The sequence below is a fragment of the Serratia sp. BW106 genome (genome assembly GCF_002607755.1).
Lineage (GTDB): Bacteria > Pseudomonadota > Gammaproteobacteria > Enterobacterales > Enterobacteriaceae > Serratia > Serratia proteamaculans.
Genome location: NZ_MCGS01000018.1, coordinates 75,670 through 94,851, shown reverse-complemented (window position 1 = coordinate 94,851; position 19,182 = coordinate 75,670). Strand labels below are relative to the sequence as shown.

Here is a 19,182-nt window from a genome sequence, read left to right as displayed (position 1 = left end):
TCGACCCTAACTCAATAGCCACAGACTATTACAACATTCAACCATTCCTATTTTATCTATCGGCTTCCACTGACTAAGCTTAGTCATGAGTGTCAGTGCGAGCCTCATCCGCGGTTGGCGAAAAACTCATATCTTATTATTGAAAATCAGTTGATTAGATAAACCATTAGCGCAACACCCGACGCGAGCATTAGCCCGCGATGTCAAGTTAACGGCTCCCCAGGTACAGGCAGACAGGGCCTGGCGAGCGAACCTACAGAAGCAGAGAGCGCATCATGACAACTGAAAGCAAATGCCCATTTTCGGGTGGCGGCAAGCCGAACACTCCGCGCCGCGGCCCTTCGAATCAGGACTGGTGGCCCAACCAACTTAGCCTGAAACCGCTGCACCAACACTCCTCCCTTTCCGACCCGATGGACTCCGATTTCGATTACGCCAAAGCCTTTAACAGCCTCGATCTGGCCGCCGTTAAACAGGATCTGCACGCCCTGATGACCGACTCACAGGAATGGTGGCCGGCAGACTTTGGCCACTATGGCGGCCTGTTTATCCGTATGGCCTGGCACAGCGCCGGTACCTACCGCATCGGCGATGGCCGTGGCGGCGCAGGTGAAGGCCAGCAACGTTTTGCCCCGCTCAACAGCTGGCCCGACAACGTCAGCCTCGATAAGGCCCGTCGCCTGCTGTGGCCAATCAAACAGAAATACGGCCGCAAAATTTCCTGGGCTGACCTGATTGTCCTGACCGGTAACGTCGCGCTCGAATCCATGGGCTTTAAAACCTTCGGCTATGCCGGTGGCCGTGCCGATACCTGGGAGCCGGATGACGTCTATTGGGGATCGGAAAAAATCTGGCTGGAGCTGAGCGGCGGTCAGAACAGTCGCTATTCGGGCGATCGTGACCTGGAAGATCCGCTGGCGGCGGTTCAAATGGGCCTGATCTACGTTAACCCGGAAGGCCCGGACGGCAACCCGGATCCGGTCGCTGCAGCCCGTGACATCCGTGAGACCTTCGCGCGGATGGCGATGAACGATGAAGAAACCGTGGCGCTGATCGCCGGTGGCCACACCTTCGGCAAGACCCACGGCGCAGGCCCGGCCTCACATGTTGGTGACGATCCGGAAACCGCTGGCCTCGAATTGCAGGGCCTCGGTTGGCAGAGCAGCTTCGGCACCGGTAAAGGTAAGGACGCCATCACCAGCGGCCTGGAAGTAACCTGGACCACCACCCCGACCCAGTGGAACCACGACTTCTTCAAGCACCTGTTCGAATACGAGTGGGAACTGACGCAGAGCCCGGCTGGCGCTCACCAGTGGGTAGCCAAAGACGTGGGCGAGACCATTCCCGATGCGTTCGATCCGGCGAAAAAACAGCGCCCAACCATGTTAACTACCGACCTGTCGCTGCGCTTTGACCCGGCATACGAGCAGATATCTCGTCGCTTCTATGAGCATCCTGACCAACTCGCCGACGCTTTCGCCCGCGCCTGGTACAAGCTGACCCACCGCGATATGGGGCCACGTGCCCGCTATCTCGGCCCGGAAGTGCCGGCCGAAGAGCTGATTTGGCAGGATCCGATCCCGGCCGTCGATCATCAGTTGATTAACGATCAGGATATCGCCGATCTCAAAACCCGGATCCTGGCCTCCGGCCTGCCGCTCTCGGTGCTGGTGTCCACCGCCTGGGCTTCAGCTTCCACCTTCCGCGGCTCCGACAAACGCGGCGGTGCCAACGGTGCGCGCATTCGTCTGGCACCACAGAAAGACTGGGCAATCAACCAACCGGCTCAACTGGCGCAAACGCTGGCCAAGCTGGAAGGGATCCAGCAGGCGTTCAACAGTGCGCAGTCGGGCAACAAACGCGTCTCGCTGGCGGATGTGATCGTGCTGGCCGGTGCCGCAGCCGTCGAACAGGCAGCAATCAACGCCGGGCATCCGGTGAGCGTGCCCTTCGCGCCGGGCCGCATGGATGCTACGCAGGAACAAACCGACATCGACTCCTTCGAAGCGATGGAGCCGGTTGCCGATGGTTTCCGTAACTACCTGAAGCGCCAGTTCAGCATTCCGGCCGAAGCCTTGCTGGTCGACAAAGCGCAGCTGCTGACGCTGACGGCGCCGGAAATGACGGTACTGGTAGGCGGGTTGCGGGTGTTAAACGCCAACGTTGGTCAGAGCCAGCATGGCGTGCTGACCCAACGGCCGCAGGCACTGAGCAATGACTTCTTCGTCAATCTGCTTGATGGGGCGACGACCTGGAAAGCGGCAGACGAGGACGGTGTGTTCGAAGGCCGCGACAGCCAAACCGGCGCGCTCAAGTGGACGGCGACCCGCGCCGATCTGATCTTCGGCTCACATTCCCAACTGCGTGCGCTGGCGGAAGTCTATGGCAGCTCAGACGCCCAGGCGAGTTTTGTCCACGACTTTGTCGCCGCCTGGAATAAGGTGATGAACCTCGATCGTTTCGACCTGGCCTAAGTCAGAACAGCAGTAACCCAGCCCGCTTAAGACAACTTAGGCGGGCTTTTTATTTTTACTCTCCGGTCACTTGCCGCTCCAGGTGCCGCAGGTCAAGCGACAGGAAGTGGTGTACCACCGGTTTCTCCGGGCCGATATGGAACTGCAGCGCCTCCTGCTGCAAATCGGCATCAGCATGCGAGACCCGCTGGTGCTGGCGCAGGTGTTCGGCCCAGGACTCCACCATAAACCACTCCATCACGCACTGCGGATCGGCGGTATGCTCGGTCAGCCCCCAGGCGTAGGCACCGTCACGACGGCGTACCCGCGAAAGCCGTTGCAGCGTGCGCAGAAACTGCGGACGATCTTCCGGTCGCACCCGGTACTCCACCTGGATCATCACCGGCCCGCGATCGTTTTCAACCGGGGTATTGAGCAAGGGCTCCGGCCAATGGTTGGACGGCTGCAGATCGGCCTCGCCCTCAGGCAGGCGAATACGGTGGAACACCAGCGAAATCACCAATAGACCCACACCGCCCGCCAATAGCGTGGCGGCCACACCAATCTCCTGGGCAATCAACCCCCACAGCAGGCTCCCGGCAGCCATCGCGCCATTAAACACCATCAGATAAATCGCCAGCCCACGTCCGCGCACCCAGTTTGGCAACACGCCCTGGGCTGCGCCGTTCAGGGAGGTCAGCGCGATAATCCAACCGCCACCCAGTACCAACAGCAGCAAGAATGCCAGCCACTGCGGCGGCGCCAAAGACAGCAACGCCATCACCACGGCGGTGATCACCGCAGCCAACAGCACCAGTCCATCGGCGTTCAACCGCTGACGCAATCGGGGTAATAACACCGCGCCGATTATTGCACCGGCCCCCACGGCACCCAGCAGGATGCCGTAGAAACCGGCGGTACCGCCCAGCATCTGCCGGGCAACGAGGGGCAACAGCGCCCAGACCGAGCTGGAGAATACAAAGAACACCGCCGCCCGCAGCAGCACCACGTGCAGCTCACGGCTGGCGCGGGCATAGCGAATACCGGCACGGAAAGCGCCAAAGAAATGTTCGGAAAGTCCGTTGTCTTCCACCTTCGGCCTGCGCCACCACAGCAAGGCAGCAACCACGAACACATAACTCAGTACGTCGGCACCGTAGGCCGCACCGGCACCAAAGCTCGCCAGCAGCAGCCCCCCGGCCGCCGGGCCGATGGCACGGGCGATATTGATCCCCAACGAGTTCAGCGCCACCGCATTTCTGAGATCGGCTCGCGGTACCAGCTCCGGCACAATGGATTGCCAGGTCGGCCCCATCAGCGCCCCGCCGATGCCGCCGATAAAGGTCAGCGCCAGCAAATACTCAACGGTCAGCGCACCGCTTTGCGACAGCAGTAATAAAGTGCCGCTGACGCTGGCCAGCAGGATCTGGACAAAAATAAGAAAGCGACGGCGGTCAAGAATGTCGGACAACACCCCAGCGGGGATCGCCAACAGGAACACCGGCAGCGTGGCGGCGGTCTGCATCAGTGCCACCGCCGACGGGTTAGAGGACAAATCCGTGACCAGCCAGGAACTGGCGACATCACGCATAAAGCTGCCGACGTTGCCCAGCACCGTGGCCCCCCACAACACCGCGAATACCGGGATCTTTAGCGGCGCGAAACCGCCGGGTGCTGCCTTATTCTCAGCCGGTTCGGCCATCTTTTGCTCCTTTAGATCGTACAACGCCACCAGCAACAGCCAGTGAGCAGATAAAAGCGGCAGTGCTCATGGTCGGCTCCGGTTCACAGGCAAAGTCCCCCGTCCGGGGGACAGGGGTCAAGACTGGATAAACGCCAGCAGATCGGCATTAAACTGTTCAGGATCTGTTTGCGCCAGCCCGTGCGAAGCGCCCGGATAGACTTTCAATTCAACCTGCCTGATAAGCTTAGTGGCTTTCAACGCGGATGCGGCGATCGGCACAATCTGGTCGTCGTCGCCGTGCACTAGCAGCGTCGGCTTGTCGATGGCCAGCAGATCCGCGGTGTAATCGACCTCGGAAAACTCACGCACGCAGTCATACAACCCCTTCACTCCACCCTGCATGCCCATCAGCCAGAAACTGTCTGTCAGCCCGGCATTGGCCTTCACGCCGTGGCGGTTATAGCCGTAGAAAGGCACCGCCAGATCCTTGAAGAACTGAGAGCGATTTTCTGCCGTTCCGCTGCGGATACCGTCGAATGCCGACATCGGCAACCCTTCAGGATTAGCCGGGCTTTGCAGCATCAACGGCGGCACCGCGCCCACCAGCACCACCTTCGCCACCCGTGCGCTGCCGTGACGGCCAATATAGTGCGCCACTTCGCCGCCCCCGGTGGAGTGCCCCACAAGGATCAGATCCCGTAGATCCAGCGCTTCAATCAACTCCGCCAAATCGTCCGCATAGCGGTCCATGGTATTGCCGTCCCAGGTCTGGTCGGAACGACCATGACTGCGGCGATCGTGCGCGATAACGCGGTAACCGCTTTGGCCGAAGAACAGCATTTGATTATCCCAGGCATCCGCGGATAGCGGCCAACCGTGAGAAAACAGAATCGGCTGCCCGCGGCCCCAGTCTTTATAGAAAATACGCGTGCCATCTTGGGTGGTCAGAGTGCTCATAGGTTATCTCCCGGTGGTGGTAGAGGTAGGTCTTCCGGGTTAACAGTAAGGCAGGAGGGGAAACGGTGATAACGGAATTATTTTCGGATGATCGCGAGTTTTTTTGCTGAAGATCCCGGCCTGGCTTCAAGGCACAACGCCGGGTGGCTGCGTCAGATATTTTCCAGGTCAATACCACGGGTTTTGGGGCCAAACACCCCGATCACCACCATCACAATCAGCATGCTGACAACGATAAATGCAATCACCCCCACCGAGCCGCCGTATTGCAGGATCATGCCAATAATCAGGCTGCTGAATACCGTCGACAGTCGGCTGAATGAATAACAGAATCCGACCGCGCGGGCCCGGATGTAAGTCGGGAACACTTCTGACTGGTAGGAATGGTAACTGTAGGTCAGCCAGGCATTGGACCAGGTGATGAAGAACCCGCACAGAATCAGCCACAGGGGATTATTCTGCATGGCAAACAGTGAGCCGAAAATCACCGTGACCAGACAGGAAAGGACGATCTGCCATTTGTTTTCCATCTTGTCGGCATAGCGGCTACACAGCAGCGATCCCAACGGATAAGCCAGGGTAATAAAGAAGGCGTACAGCAGGCTGTGGGTGACCGAAGCGCCCTTTCCAGCCAGCAAGGCCGGTAACCAGTTGCCAAAACCAAAGAAACCGATCGCCTGGAAGAAATTCATCACCACCAGCATCAGGGTACGGCCCCGGTAACGCGGCGACCAGATATCTTTAAAGCTGCCCTGCGTTGGTGCTTCGCTCTGTAGCCCGGCGTCGCGCAGCGGGAACTCCGTGCTGTAAGTGACACCGCAGCGGCGTTCCATTGCCAGCATCACCTGCCGGACCTCCGGATAACGTCGCTGTTGTGCCAGCCAACGCGGGGATTCCGGCAAGCCTTTACGCACCAGCCAAATCACCAGTGAAGCCACGGCACCGGCGATCACCACATAGCGCCAGCCACTCAGGCCCAGAATGGTCTGCGGCACCAGCCACCACGACATCAGCGCCACCGTCGGCACGGAAAGAAACTGAATGAAAAAGGAAAAGGCGAAAGCCCGGGTACGCAGATGCGCAGGCACCCACTCGGTCAGATAGGTATCAATGGTTACCAACTCAATCCCCAGCCCAACGCCGACCAGAAAACGCAGGAAGATCACCCACTCTGCCTGATGCTGAAAAGCCAGGCACAGCGAAAACACGCCATACCAGGCCAGAGCAAACATAAAGGTGGTGCGGCGGCCAAAACGATCGGCATAAGGGCTAAGCAGGCTGGCACCGATAAACAGGCCAAGGAAAGTTGCGGAGGCAAACGCCGCCTGGTCAGAGACGCCGAACACGCCTTGCGCCCCGGTATGGAATATCCCCTCGGCGATTAAACCGGTGCTGATATAACCGGTCTGAAACAGGTCATAAAGCTCAAAAAAACCGCCCAACGCCAGCAAAGCGATAAACCGCCACAGACCGGCAGAGGTGGGCAGTGCGTCAATTCTTGCCGACAAATCCCGTTCATGGATCGGTGACTGGGCCACCGCCTCGCTTCCCGCAACCAAAGAATCACTCACCATTAACCTCGCCATAACATAATCAATAATTTTCTATGCTATAGGCTCGGTGTCGGAGTTAAATATTTAATTAGCAGGCTACGAAAAATAATTAAGCATAAAAAACTGCAGCAATCTGTTTTGCTGAGAGAAAATTTAGCCTGTGGGCCGGTGCCTGATAGCAAGCCGCGACTTGCTATCAGGACGAAGGGAGTTAGCGGCTGTGGTGGTGTTGCAGGCGTTCGCTGCGGTAAAAATTCAGCAGGCACCAGCCAAGGGCGATCAATGCCAGCGGGGCGCCGACAAAGCCGATGTTACCCATGCCCAGATACTGGCTGACCTGATTGCCCAGCAGTGCGCCAGCGCCGATGCCGAAGTTGTACAACCCGGAATAGATCGACATCGCCACGTCGGTCGCGTCCGGCGCCAGATTCAGTACCTTGGCCTGCATCGACAAGCCAATCGCCATGATCGCCATGCCCCATACCGCAAACAGCACCGTCAGGTGATTTTCATCGCCGGAGGCCGGTAACAGCAGCAGCAGACTCAGCATCAATAAGGCGATAGCGCCGATGAAAAAGCCCGACGGGAAACGTTCGCTGAAGCGACTGAACAACAGGCTGCCGATGATACCGGCGGCACCAAACAGCAACAGCATCAGGGTGGTGAAGTTTTCCGACAGCCCGGCCACGGTCTGAATAAAGGGTTCGATATAGCTGTAGGCGGTGAAATTCGCCGTCACCACAATAATGGTCAGCATATACAGGCTGACCAGCGCCGGACGCTTGAACAGCATAGGGACACTGGCCAGCGAGCCGGAATGTTCGCTTTTCAGCACCGGCAACAAGCGCCACAGCAGCACCAACGCCAGGGTGGCGCAGACGGCGATGCCGATAAAGGTCATGCGCCAACCGAGGATTTGGCCCACGATACGGCCCAGCGGCAGGCCGAGCACCATCGCCAACGCGGTCCCCCCCGCCAGCAGGCTCAACGCCTGGGCCTTCTTGCCCGCCGGAGCGACCCGGATCGCCAGCGAGGCGGTGATCGACCAGAATACCGCATGGGCCAGCGCCACACCGGCACGCGAGATAACCAGCGTAGTGAAGTTCCACGCCACGGCGGTCAGCACATGGCTGGCGATAAACAGGATAAATACCCCGATCAGCAGTTTTCGCCGCTCAATCCGGCTGGTCAGCAGCATACACACCAGCGAACTGGCGGCGACGATCCAGGCATAAATGGTGATGATCAACCCCACCTGCTCGGTCTGCATCGAGAAGCTTTGGGCAATATCGCTCAGCAACCCCACCGGAATAAACTCGGTGGTATTGAAGATAAAGGCCGACACGGCAAGAATGACCACGCGCAACCAGGCGGTTGAGCGAGAGACCTGGGTTTGTTCCATGTTAAACGGGATCCGGGCAGGTGCAGGAAGTAGCGATATTTTAACCAATCGGTGTGGTAAATGCGATATGCGTCACACTTTTATTGGGCTGTTTTTTTCGACAGTCTTTTGCCGTTTAATGGCCTGTCCCCTGACAGGCCATCGATGCAAGCGGATGTCGTTTACTGACTGATACAGCGCTGTAATGCCTCCACCGAAGTATTGATACCGGCATCGACTGACATGGTCAGATCCTCCATTTCCAGCGATACCCAGTCGTTATAGCCCATCATGCGTACCACCGAGAAAAACTCCTTCCACCACTGTAAATCCTGGCCGCAGCCGACCGCCACATAATTCCAGGCACGCTCCGCCACCTGCTCCACCGGTCGGGTTTCCAGCAGTCCATTAACCGCCACTATTCCCCTTTCCAACCGCACATCCTTGCCATGCACGTGATGGATAGCGTCCCCGAGGCGGCGGGCTACTGCTATCGGATCGGCCCCCATCCAAATCAGGTGGCTGGGATCAAGGTTCAGCCCGACCATCGGCCCGACCGCGTCACGCAGCCTGAACAGCGTGTCCGGGTTCCACACCAGCATCGAACTGAAGTTTTCCAGCGCGAACTTTTCGATGCCGAACGCCTGTGCCTTATCCACCAACCGCTGCCAATACGGGATCGCCACTTCGTTCCACTGGTAGTCCAGGCAGTTCTTCAGCGTCGGCGGCCAACTGACGGTATAGGTGATCCAGTTAGGGATGCTGTCGCCGGGGGCCGCAGGGGGTAATCCGCTCATCATGACGATTTTTTTTACCCCCAGACTGGCAGCCAGCGCCAGCGTGTTATCGGTATCGTGGCGGTGCTTTTCGCCCAACACTCCCGGCTCCAATGGATTACCGGAAACGTTCAGCGCGGCAATCTTCATGCCGCGGCTCTCCAGTGCCGCCAGCAACCGTCGGCGCTTGCCAGCGTCCTGCAACAGCGCAACGGTGTCCAGATGCGGTGCCGAAGACCAGCCGCCGGTGGTCATCTCCACGCCAAACACCCCCAGTTCGCCCAACCGATCCAGCATGGCTTCAAACGGCAGGTGGCCCAAACTGTCGGTACAGAAGGAAAGCTTCATGTCATATCTCCGCAAACAAAAAGGTTATTCAAAGGCCACCCAGCGCGCACCCTGATCGGCTGAACGCACGCAGTTTTCAATCCAGCGCACCCCGTCGATCCCGGCGTCGATGTCCGGATACACCAACTGCGCCAACGCCTGCCGATCGCCCCGGTTTGTGGCATCAATAGCCAGGGCGAACTTCAGGTAGATGTTGGCCCAGGACTCGGTCAGCCCCTCGGTATGCAGCGCCCCCAGCCGTTCCCAGGCGTTGCAGGTTTCGTCCAGATAGGGCATGCCGCGATACAGCGTCTGGTTCGGTTGCCCCTGTACCTCGTAACGCAGCTCGCTGGGGTTGATATCGCTCCATTCCAAGCTGGCTTTCGAGCCGACGATACGGATGCGCTGGCTGCTCATGGCGCCGGCATTGACCGACGAGGCCCACATCCGCCCTACCGCGCCGTTGGCATAGCGCATCATCACCAACGCGTTGTCTTCCAGCGGGGCACGCGAGGGAATAAAGCTCTGCCGATCGCACAACAGTTCGTTGATCTGCATCTGCGGCATCACCAGTTGCGACAGGTAATAGGTGTGGGTGGAAATATCCCCCAGCACAAAGCTGGGGCCGGAAATCTTGGGGTCAATGCGCCATTTCTGCGCTTCGCTAAGGCGATCGACTTCGTCGGTGGCATTAAAACCGTGGGTATATTGCAGATCCACCATGCGCACTTCACCGATCTGCCCGTTGGCGATCATCGCGCGCATCTGCAACAGCAATGGATGGCCGGAGAAACCATAGGTCACGCCGACAATGCGGTTTTTTTCCGCCGCCAGCGCCTTGATTTCATAAGCTTCCTGGCGGGTAAAAAACAGCGGTTTCTCGCAAATCACGTGCAGCCCGGCCAGCAGCGCCGCGCGGGAAATTTCGTAATGGGTGCCGTTCGGCGTGGCCACGGACACCACTTCAATACCGTCCTCTCGCTGAGCCTCTTGAACAAACAGCGTGCGGTAATCCGTATAGCAACGCTCGGCATCCACCCCCAGATTGACGCCGAACTCGCGGCCACGCTCCGGGACAATATCAAACGCCCCGGCCACCAGCGCAAAGGCGGTGTTATCCCGTAATGCCCCGCAGCGGTGCTTGTAACCCACCTGCCCCAAGCGCCCGCCGCCGACCATCGCCCAACGCAGAGGACGTGCCGTTTTTCTTTCACCATTCAACATAGTTGCTCCCAAAGCCTAAGATTGCGCTGCTTTCGTCGTATTGCACCCGGGTGCAAATTTTAAATGCACCCGGGTGCAAAATTGAGTGACAACTTGACCGCGAAACAAATGCCACTTGCGATGGACTATTGGAGATGGTCAAAAATAAGTCAAATGCGCCATGATAAATCTGCCGCTCAGGATCACAATTTGCTGATACAACGATCGAAGGTGTCTTAATACCAGTCACCCAAGCAAAGTGATGAATACACTGCTCTGTAGGTGCCCCCTCTCCTTTGGGAGAGGGAACAATATGCCCTGTTTGCTCGGTGGATCCCACCGCAGGCGGCAGCAACTCCCGCATCCGACAAGGCTGTGCTAATCTGTTGAACCCATACCGTTTTTTCATCACGAGCAAAGATGATGGCGAAGAAACCCGGCGCTCCCCCCGCGCCCTCTACACGCAAGGCGACGGCCAGTGATGTGGCTGCCCGCGCCGGCGTGTCTAAATGGACGGTATCGCGTGCTTTTACCGATGGCGCGTCGATCTCGCCCCATGCACTGCTGCGCGTTCAGACCGCAGCGCGTGAATTGGGTTACCGCCCTAATCTGCTGGCGCGCAGCCTGTCGAAAAAGAGCACCCGCATCATCGGACTGGTGGCGGACGAACTGAAGAATCCGCATATTTTTACGCTGCTGGACGAGGTCACCCGGCAGTTGCAAAGCCGGGGTTATATGGCTCTGCTGCTGAATATCACCTCGGAAAACGACTATGAATCGGTGCTGACGTTGGCCGATCAAATGCAGGTAGATGGCCTGCTGTTTCTCGGTACCCTGCTTAACGATCGGTTGATTACGCTGGCACAGGATATTCACCATATTCCACTGGTGGTGCTGTATCGCTATAGCGACAGCCCGTATATCCAGGTGTTGGCCACCAACGGCTATCAGGCCGGGCACGAAATTGGCGAACTATTGCTGACGCAGAACTATCAGCGCATGGGCTATCTGGCGGGCCCGGTGAGTGAATCCACCCGGTTACGCCGTCTCGACGGTTTCCGTGCCGCACTGGCGGAAAAACAACGCGATGTCAGCGTGCTGCTGCAGGCCCCGCATTATCAACGCCTTTGCGGCATGGAGGCTTTCTCGGCCTACCTGGCCGCCACCCCGGCGGAACAACGGGTTGAAGCGATTTTTTGTGAAAACGATATTCTGGCGGTAGGCGTTATCGACGCCATACGCGCCACGCCGGGCTGTGCGCCCATTGCCGTGGTGGGGTTTGATGACATTGAGCTGGCTGCCTCCCCCAGTTATCAGCTGACCACCTATCGTCAACCGATGCAGTCGCTGATTGCCGATGGTATTCATTGCCTGACGCAGGCTTTTGAGCCGGGTGGTCAACGCTTGTATAACGGTGAATTAATCGTCCGGCAGTCGCATATTAAACAATAATGATATCAACAGACGGCGAGAACTCGGGTCAGGCTTATTGAGGTCATATGTCAGCTCTCTATGATTGGTCGGTATTGGCATTACGCCGCATTTACGATCGCCGCATCAGCGGTGCGCCGGTGCTCGACAGCGCGCGTCTGTTCCCCGACGCACAACGTTTTACCGCCCAGTGGCCGCAGATCCGTGACGAGGCACTGACCCTGGCGCAGGATCTGCGCAATATCCCTCGATTTCACGAGATCATGAGCGAACAGGCGTCGATCTCCGCCAACGACGCCCGTGACTGGCGCATGTTTATTATGCAGGCCTATGGTCAGCCGATTCCCCGTAACCTTGCCCGCTGCCCGTTATTGGCCAGCCTGATCGCTTCCTCTCCGGATGTGCTTTCAGCCTCATTGTCCTTCCTGGCGCCCGGCAAGCAGGTGCCTGCTCACCGTGGCCCGTTCCGGGGCATTCTGCGCGGTTATCTGGTGCTGGCGATGCCCAAACGCGCCGACGGTCTGCCCGCCGCCGTGTTGAAAGTCGACGGGCAAGAATACCGGCTCAATGAGGGGGAATTTATGCTGTGGGACGATACCTTCGAACATGAGGTGTGGAACGACAGCGACCAGGTGCGCACCGTGCTGCTGCTGGATATCCGCCGCCGCGATTTACCCACCGGGCTGCGGATGTTATCCAACGGCATTATTGCACTGGTACGGCTGAACGTGCGCTGGATCCAGCGCCAGTTCTAGGCACCGCCCAGATAGGCTTTCCTCACCTCCTGATCGTTCAACAGCTCCGCACCGCTGCCGGTCAGGCGGATTTGGCCGTTGACCATCACATAGCCGCGATCGGACAGTTTGAGCGCGTGGTTGGCATTCTGCTCCACCAGAAACAACGTCATGCCGCCACGGGTCAGCTCCCGTAAAATGCTGAAAATCTGTTTGACGATGATCGGCGCCAGCCCCAGGCTCGGCTCGTCCAGCAACAGCAGCTTGGGCCGGCTCATCAGCGCCCGGGCAATTGCCAGCATCTGCTGTTCACCGCCGGACATGGTCATCGCACGCTGGTTACGCCGCTCCTTCAGGCGTGGGAACAGCTCAAACATGCGCAATAAATCCTCATCCACGTAGCGATTGCCGATGGTAATGGTGCCCATCAGCAGGTTTTCCTCCACGCTCATGTCCGGGAAAATGCGCCGCCCTTCTGGTGCCTGGGCGATGCCGCTGCTGGCAACATAATGGGTGGAACGCTGGCTGATGTCCTCGCCGCGAAACAGGATCTGTCCACCGCTGATGCGCGGCTGGCCGAAAATCGACATCAGCAGCGTCGACTTGCCCGCCCCGTTGGCACCAATCAGCGCCACCGTCTCCCCTTCATTTACCTGTAGCGAAACCTGCTGCAACGCCTGGATCGGGCCGTAAAACACGTCTACGTTGCGAAACTCCAACATCACATTGCTCATCCCGCCAGCTCCTCTTCATCCGCGCCAAGGTAAGCGGCGATCACCGTATCGTTATGCTGAATTTCTTTCGGTGTGCCTTCGGCGATCACATCGCCGTGATCGAGCACAATCACCCGATCGGAGATCTCCATCACCATGCCCATATCGTGTTCAATCAACAACACCGTGATGCCGTGATGCTGACGCAGAAAACGGATAATGCGGCTCAGCGTCGCCGTCTCCACCGGGTTCAGCCCAGCGGCGGGTTCATCGAGGCAGATCATTTCCGGCGTGGTGCACATCGCCCGGGCGATCTCCAGCCGTCGCTGCTGGCCGTAGGACATCTCCCCCGCCAACCGGTTGGCGCAATCCACCAGTTCCACCACTTCCAGCCAGTAAAAGGCGCGATCCAGTGCCTGGCTTTCCGCCCGGCGGTAGGCCGGGGTATTGAGCACGCCGGCGATCAGGTTGCGGTTGCTCAGCATGTGCTGCGCCACCAGCAGGTTCTCCACCACCGACATTTCGCGGAACAAGCGGATGTTCTGGAAGGTGCGCGCCAGTCCGGCGCGGTTGACCAGGTGGGTGCCGCCAAACATTTTGTAGTAAACACGCGAGCCCAGCCGTTTCGGGTTAACCCAGTCAGCGGCGTGGAATTTCTGCCCCAGCACCTGGATCACGTCGGTCGGTCGCTTGTGGGTATTGAGCAGGATCGCGCCGCCGGTAGCACGATAAAAACCGGTCAAGCAGTTGAATACCGTGGTTTTACCGGCCCCGTTGGGGCCGATCAGCGCGGTGATGGAACCGCGCTCCACCGCCAGATTGACGTCGTTCAGCGCCTTGATGCCGCCAAAATGCATCATCAGATGCTCAACCTGCAGGATAGCGTCGCTCATGGCTCCACCCCCTTGCGCGTTGCAAAGCTGGTTCGGCTGATGCGCACCAGGCCGCGCGGCCGCCAGATCATCATCGCCACCATCAGCACGCCGAACAACAGCACGCGGTACTCGGCAAAGCTGCGCAACAGCTCAGGGGCCACCGTGAGCACGAACGCCGCCAGCACCACGCCGATGGTCGAGCCCATGCCGCCCAGTACTACGATCGCCAGGATCAGCGCCGACTCAAAGAAGGTGAATGAGGTAGGATTAACAAAGCCCTGATAAGTGGCGAAAAATACCCCGGCCAGCCCGGCGGTGGACGCACCCATCATAAAGGCCGATAGCTTCACCAGAACGTGGTTCAGCCCGAGTGAGCGACAGGCGATTTCATCCTCGCGCAGTGCCTCCCAGGCGCGGCCGATTGGCATGCGCGTCAGCCGGTGCTTGATGTACAGCACCAACAGCACCACCAGAAACAGCACCGCATAGATAAAGATAAACTTCAGGTTGGGGTTGTAGGCGATACCGAGAAACTCGTGGATCGGCACCCCACCGTCCTTGGCCCGTCGGCCAAACTCCAGACCAAAAATTGTCGGCGCAGGCACCGAGACCCCGTTGGGACCGCCGGTCAGTGACATCCAGTTGTTCAGCACCAGGCGGATAATCTCGCCGAACCCCAGCGTGACGATCGCCAGATAGTCGCCGTGCATGCGTAACACCGGGAACCCCAGCAGCGCACCGGCCAGCGCCGCCATCAACGCCCCCAGCGGCAGCATCGCCCAGAACCCCAGCCCGAGATACTGGTAACCCAGCGCCAGGCCATAAGCGCCAATGGCGTAGAACGCCACGTAACCCAGATCAAGCAGCCCGGCCAGCCCGACAACAATGTTCAGCCCCAGCCCAAGCAACACGTAAATCAGCCCCAGTATCGCCACCGTCAGCAGATATTTGGTGGCAACAAACGGGAACAGCAGCGCGATCACCGCCATTAACGGAATGATCCAACGCAGGCTGGTTTTGGCCCCTATCGGCCGGACATACACCCCGTCATTGCCGCCGTCAAAGCGCGTCAACAGTTTGCGCCCCGGCGCGGTTTGCAGGAACAGGCTCAGCAACAACCGTCCGGCCATCACCGCGGCGATAATCCACGCCAGGCGGCGCGGTTCAAAGTTAAAACTGTATCCGTTGAGGACGATACCGACGATCGGCCCGAACACGATCAGGGCGATCAGCCCGGCCAGCACCGCATCCAGCAGGCTGCGTTTAACGTTCAGCCCTGGGTGAGCTACAGATTGCGACATAGTTTTCCCCTCAAACCTTAGCGACCATTGGCCGACCGAGCAGGCCCTGAGGGCGGAAAATCAGGATCACCACCAGCAAACCGAAGGAGAATACGTCTTTGTAGTCCGAGTTCACCATGCCGGCAAACTGCGCCTCCGCCACGCCCAGCAGCAGGCCACCGAGCATCGCGCCGGGTAGCGAACCAATGCCCCCCAGCACCGCAGCGGTAAAGGCCTTGATGCCGATGATAAAGCCGACGTAGAAATCAAAGGTGCCGTAGTTCATGGTGATCAACACCCCCGCCAGCCCGGCCATGGCGGCACCAATCACGAACACCAGGGAGATCACCCGGTCGGTGTTGATGCCCAGAATGGACGCCATCTTGCGGTCCTGCTGGGTGGCGCGGCAGATGCGCCCCAGACGGGTGCGCTGAATGATGTAAGTGAGGATGGCCATGCCCAGCAGTGAGGCGACCAGGATAAACACCTTGGTGTAGGTGATTTGGATCACCCCGCCGTCAAAGTTGAGGCGGAACACGCCGTCCAGCAACGTCGGGATCCCTTGCTGGCGCGGCCCCTGGCTGATTTGCGCGTAGTTTTGCAAAATAAGCGACATGCCGATGGCGGAGATCAGCGGTGCCAGACGCGTGGAGTTACGCAAGGGTTTATAGGCGATACGTTCGATCACCCAGCCATACACGCCAGTGACCACGATGGTGAACACCAGCGTGCCGAGGATCAGCAGCGGGAAGGATTGCAGGCCGAAGAACGACAGCAGCGCCAACCCGATAGCGCACAGGTAGGCGGAGATCATGTACACCTCGCCGTGGGCGAAGTTAATCATGCCGATAATGCCGTAAACCATGGTGTAGCCGATGGCGATCAGGCCGTAAACCGCGCCGAGCGTCAGGCCGTTGATCATCTGTTGCAGAAAGAAAACATCCATAATGAGCAGTCTCGCCTGGTGGGACCGCAAGCTAGTGCAGACGCGGCCCAAGGGAAGTATCGGCGCGGACCCGCCGAACACGCGGATCCGCTTATGGGTTAATCCTCAATGGATTTCAAGTTGCAGCCAGCTTGAAAGATGCCGAGGATGGATTAGAGTTGGTGATATTTGCCTTTATCGTCCCATTGATAGACCACGTAATCCGATACCTTCAGGTCGCCTTTCTTGTCCCAGGCCTTTTTGCCCATCACGGTATCCACATCATGCGATTTCAGCCATTCGCTGGCCTTGGCGCTGTCTTTGCCGCCGGTAGCGCTGAAGGCTGCGGCGATCGCCTGAATCGAAGCGTAGGAGTAGAGGGTGTAACCTTCCGGCTCAAAACCGCTGGCGCGGAACTTGGCGATCACCGCCTTGCCTTCCGGAATTTGGCGTGGATCGTTGCCGAAGGTCATCAGCACGCCGTTGGTGTACTGCGGCCCACCGGCAGCGGTCACCAGCTCTTCGGTTACGATGCAGTCACCGGAGAAGAACTTGGCGGTCACACCTTGCTCACGCATCTGGCGCACCAATGGCCCGGCCTCTGGATGGCAGCCACCGAAATAGACCACGTCAGGTTTGACCGAGGCGATCTTGGTCACCAGCGCGTTAAAGTCTTTTTCACCGCGTGACAGCCCTTCATACAGCACTTCCTTCACGCCACGCTTGTTCATTTCCGCCCTGGCGGCATCTGCCAGCCCCTGCCCGTAGGTGTCTTTGTCGTGGATCACCGCGATGCGTTTGGCTTTCAGGGTATTGAGCATGTAGTTGGTGGCGATCACCCCTTGCTGGTCATCGCGGCCGCACATGCGGAACATGTTGGTCATGCCGCGTTCGGTAATTTGCGGGTTGGTGGATCCGGGAGTGATGGCGATAATCCCGGCTTCGTCATACACCTCGGAGGCCGGCATGGTGGAGGAGGAGCAGAAGTGCCCGACCACCGCCGAGACCTTGTCCTGATCCACTAACCGGTTGGCGACCGAGACCGCCTGTTTGGGTTCGCAGGCGTCATCCCCCTGCACCAGTTTGATTTTTTCCCCTTTAATCCCCCCGGCGGCGTTGATATCCGCTGCCGCCTGCGAGGCACCACGCCAGTACTGATCGCCATAGGTCGCATTCGGCCCGGAGAACGGCCCGGCGACGCCGATAACGATATCGGCCTGAGCATAAAAAGCTGAACCTAAACAACCGATAAGCAGAGCAGCGAGCGGACTTTTAATTAATTTCGATGACATTGTTGTATTCCTCAGCACTGTTTTTAGACCCTAAATAATTGGAGCTGTATCAAGGCGGCAAGAACATCCATCCGCAGGATGCTTACTCAAGTAAGTGACTGGGGTGGGTGTTCGCAACCAACACCGATACGGCTTCAAGTATGACGGGTATAGCGAAACGCCCAAGGGCGTGGACCAGTCACTTTATGTGTAGACGGGGAAAATAATTTGCGCGAGAGCGCAGTCGCATTACCCGAATTTAGCTAAGCAAAAATCCAGCCATTGTGACGGCCAATACATATTTTCTGTTCATTCATCCTACATATCAGAGGCAAAACGAGGGGGTTCACTGCCGTCAGGAGGCGCTGTGGGGGGATCACGCGTCAAATTCGTCGCAAAATTTTTCTGCTGCTTCAACCGTTGCTCCCTGGCAGTCTCCCCCCTTCGCACCAGAAACGTGCAATGGCAGGTGCAACCCTGAAGCCGGGGTTTTTGTGGTGATAAACAACAGGGATAAGCAGGATGAGTGCTGAAAAACAATGCAACATGCTCATTCCATCAGCAAACGCACTTTTCTCACAGTTTAGTGCTTTGACAAACCCGCACCACCCCGCTATTATTCGCCCCGTTCACACGATTCCTCTGTAGTTCAGTCGGTAGAACGGCGGACTGTTAATCCGTATGTCACTGGTTCGAGTCCAGTCAGAGGAGCCATATTAGAAAAGCCCGCTCAGGGAAACCTGAGCGGGCTTTTTGCTTTTGGGTTTTTTGGGTGGTTAGGAGACAAAGGTGGACATGTCAGCGTTCCAATCTGTGACGGTTGCCAAGTGACAACAATGGCATTACTGGTAATATTTAAGCTATCAATGAGGGACAGCACAGTTCTAAATTATGATTTTAGTCAGGACTGTTTGAAAAGGTAGGGAAGCTTAAAATATATGAGTAGACGTCTAAACAGAGATTATCGTACTAAAATAAGAAATATTCCCCGCCGCTTAAAAGCGCTTAACCGTTGGGCGGAAACCTTCCATGATCCAATCCGCGCAGATTTTCCAGAAGACCAGCGCTACTGGAACTACAAAATTCCTGTAGATGTCAATCTTGTTGAAGGAAAACACAGTGTCCAGAAAACCAAGGCAGCCTGTGCGCAAGCGTTAATTGACGCATGTTCTAATTTAATACTTGCAACAGCCGATTCGGGTTACAGCCCACGAATTACTTCTGTTATCTGCCTCCCGGATATGTTTACCAGCGAAGTCTGTCTTTACCATTCTGAAGAGTATTATCAGGGGTTCATATGCGAAAGCACTTCTGAAAATGGAGCTTCATCGGTCATTAAGGGGCGTAGCCTTGCTGAAGAATGGGGATTAACTCTGCCAGAGAATGTACAGGAGCTGGGGATCTCGCTTGCATACTATGGTGGTGACGATCCAGATGAATGGTTTACAGGCGAACGTTGGTACTATGGCCAAGTGTTATAGAAGAGCGGTATCTGGAAGACTGACGTGCAGTTCATCGGCTTTTCGTTCGGTTTAATAGACGGTGCTATTCCTTTTTTATAAAAATATGCTGATGTTTTGATGTCCTCCACTGCACCGTCTCGCCCTCCAAGTGGAACG

15 protein-coding genes and 1 tRNA gene are annotated in these 19,182 nt (G+C 57.7%); 5 read left to right on the top strand and 11 right to left on the bottom strand.

Features of this window, described 5'->3' with window-relative positions; genetic code table 11:
- The first annotated feature begins 275 nt into the window (after positions 1-275).
- The gene (gene katG / locus BEI65_RS13430; RefSeq protein ID WP_099063768.1) at positions 276-2,474 is read left to right on the top strand and encodes a catalase/peroxidase HPI; all 2,199 of its coding nucleotides are present in this window, start codon (positions 276-278) and stop codon (positions 2,472-2,474) included.
- A 55-nt stretch (positions 2,475-2,529) separates the two neighbouring features.
- Here the strand turns inward: katG and BEI65_RS13425 are convergent, their stop codons facing one another.
- The 6 genes from BEI65_RS13425 to BEI65_RS13400 form a co-directional block, all read right to left on the bottom strand.
- Positions 2,530-4,155, bottom strand: coding sequence for an MFS transporter (locus tag BEI65_RS13425; protein WP_099063767.1), 1,626 nt, complete (start codon positions 4,153-4,155; stop codon positions 2,530-2,532).
- Positions 4,156-4,272: 117 nt separating this feature from the next.
- Positions 4,273-5,094, bottom strand: a complete 822-nt coding sequence (locus tag BEI65_RS13420; protein WP_099063766.1) for an alpha/beta fold hydrolase — start codon at positions 5,092-5,094, stop codon at positions 4,273-4,275.
- Between the two features lie 152 nt (positions 5,095-5,246).
- Positions 5,247-6,665, bottom strand: a complete 1,419-nt coding sequence (locus tag BEI65_RS13415; protein WP_198404444.1) for an MFS transporter — start codon at positions 6,663-6,665, stop codon at positions 5,247-5,249.
- 193 nt (positions 6,666-6,858) lie between these two features.
- On the bottom strand, positions 6,859-8,049 hold the full coding sequence (locus BEI65_RS13410) for a sugar transporter (protein ID WP_099063765.1): 1,191 nt from the start codon (positions 8,047-8,049) through the stop codon (positions 6,859-6,861).
- A 161-nt stretch (positions 8,050-8,210) separates the two neighbouring features.
- Positions 8,211-9,152 carry a sugar phosphate isomerase/epimerase gene (locus BEI65_RS13405; RefSeq protein WP_099063764.1) on the bottom strand — a complete coding sequence of 314 codons (942 nt, stop codon included), beginning with the start codon at positions 9,150-9,152 and terminating at the stop codon, positions 8,211-8,213.
- Between the two features lie 24 nt (positions 9,153-9,176).
- Positions 9,177-10,355, bottom strand: coding sequence for a Gfo/Idh/MocA family protein (locus tag BEI65_RS13400; RefSeq protein ID WP_099063763.1), 1,179 nt, complete (start codon positions 10,353-10,355; stop codon positions 9,177-9,179).
- Positions 10,356-10,754: 399 nt separating this feature from the next.
- Here BEI65_RS13400 and BEI65_RS13395 point away from each other — a divergent pair, with 399 nt between their 5' ends.
- Entirely contained in the window at positions 10,755-11,786 is a 1,032-nt protein-coding gene (locus BEI65_RS13395) for a LacI family DNA-binding transcriptional regulator (protein WP_099063762.1), read from the top strand.
- A gap of 47 nt (positions 11,787-11,833) precedes the next feature.
- Positions 11,834-12,520, top strand: coding sequence for an aspartyl/asparaginyl beta-hydroxylase domain-containing protein (locus BEI65_RS13390; RefSeq protein WP_099063761.1), 687 nt, complete (start codon positions 11,834-11,836; stop codon positions 12,518-12,520).
- On the opposite strand, the gene BEI65_RS13385 is transcribed toward BEI65_RS13390, so the two are convergent.
- From BEI65_RS13385 to BEI65_RS13365, 5 genes are all read right to left on the bottom strand, one after another.
- A complete protein-coding gene (locus tag BEI65_RS13385; protein WP_099063760.1) occupies positions 12,517-13,233 on the bottom strand; it encodes an ABC transporter ATP-binding protein in 717 nt (238 codons plus the stop codon). The two genes, BEI65_RS13390 and BEI65_RS13385, sit on opposite strands and share 4 nt — an antisense overlap.
- Positions 13,230-14,105 carry an ABC transporter ATP-binding protein gene (locus BEI65_RS13380; RefSeq protein WP_099063759.1) on the bottom strand — a complete coding sequence of 292 codons (876 nt, stop codon included), beginning with the start codon at positions 14,103-14,105 and terminating at the stop codon, positions 13,230-13,232. Before BEI65_RS13380 ends, BEI65_RS13385 begins: the two co-directional genes overlap by 4 nt.
- A complete protein-coding gene (livM, locus tag BEI65_RS13375; RefSeq protein ID WP_085117589.1) occupies positions 14,102-15,388 on the bottom strand; it encodes a high-affinity branched-chain amino acid ABC transporter permease LivM in 1,287 nt (428 codons plus the stop codon). The genes BEI65_RS13380 and livM overlap by 4 nt, the downstream gene beginning before the upstream one ends.
- Before the next feature lie 10 nt (positions 15,389-15,398).
- On the bottom strand, positions 15,399-16,313 hold the full coding sequence (locus tag BEI65_RS13370; RefSeq protein ID WP_099063758.1) for a branched-chain amino acid ABC transporter permease LivH: 915 nt from the start codon (positions 16,311-16,313) through the stop codon (positions 15,399-15,401).
- 152 nt (positions 16,314-16,465) lie between these two features.
- A complete protein-coding gene (locus BEI65_RS13365) occupies positions 16,466-17,584 on the bottom strand; it encodes a branched-chain amino acid ABC transporter substrate-binding protein (protein WP_099063757.1) in 1,119 nt (372 codons plus the stop codon).
- A 617-nt stretch (positions 17,585-18,201) separates the two neighbouring features.
- Here BEI65_RS13365 and BEI65_RS13360 point away from each other — a divergent pair.
- Together BEI65_RS13360 and BEI65_RS13355 are read left to right on the top strand one after the other, a co-directional pair.
- Positions 18,202-18,277: transfer RNA gene (locus tag BEI65_RS13360), tRNA-Asn, on the top strand.
- Between the two features lie 224 nt (positions 18,278-18,501).
- Positions 18,502-19,044, top strand: coding sequence for a DUF3916 domain-containing protein (locus BEI65_RS13355; protein ID WP_099063756.1), 543 nt, complete (start codon positions 18,502-18,504; stop codon positions 19,042-19,044).
- Positions 19,045-19,182 lie beyond the last annotated feature (138 nt).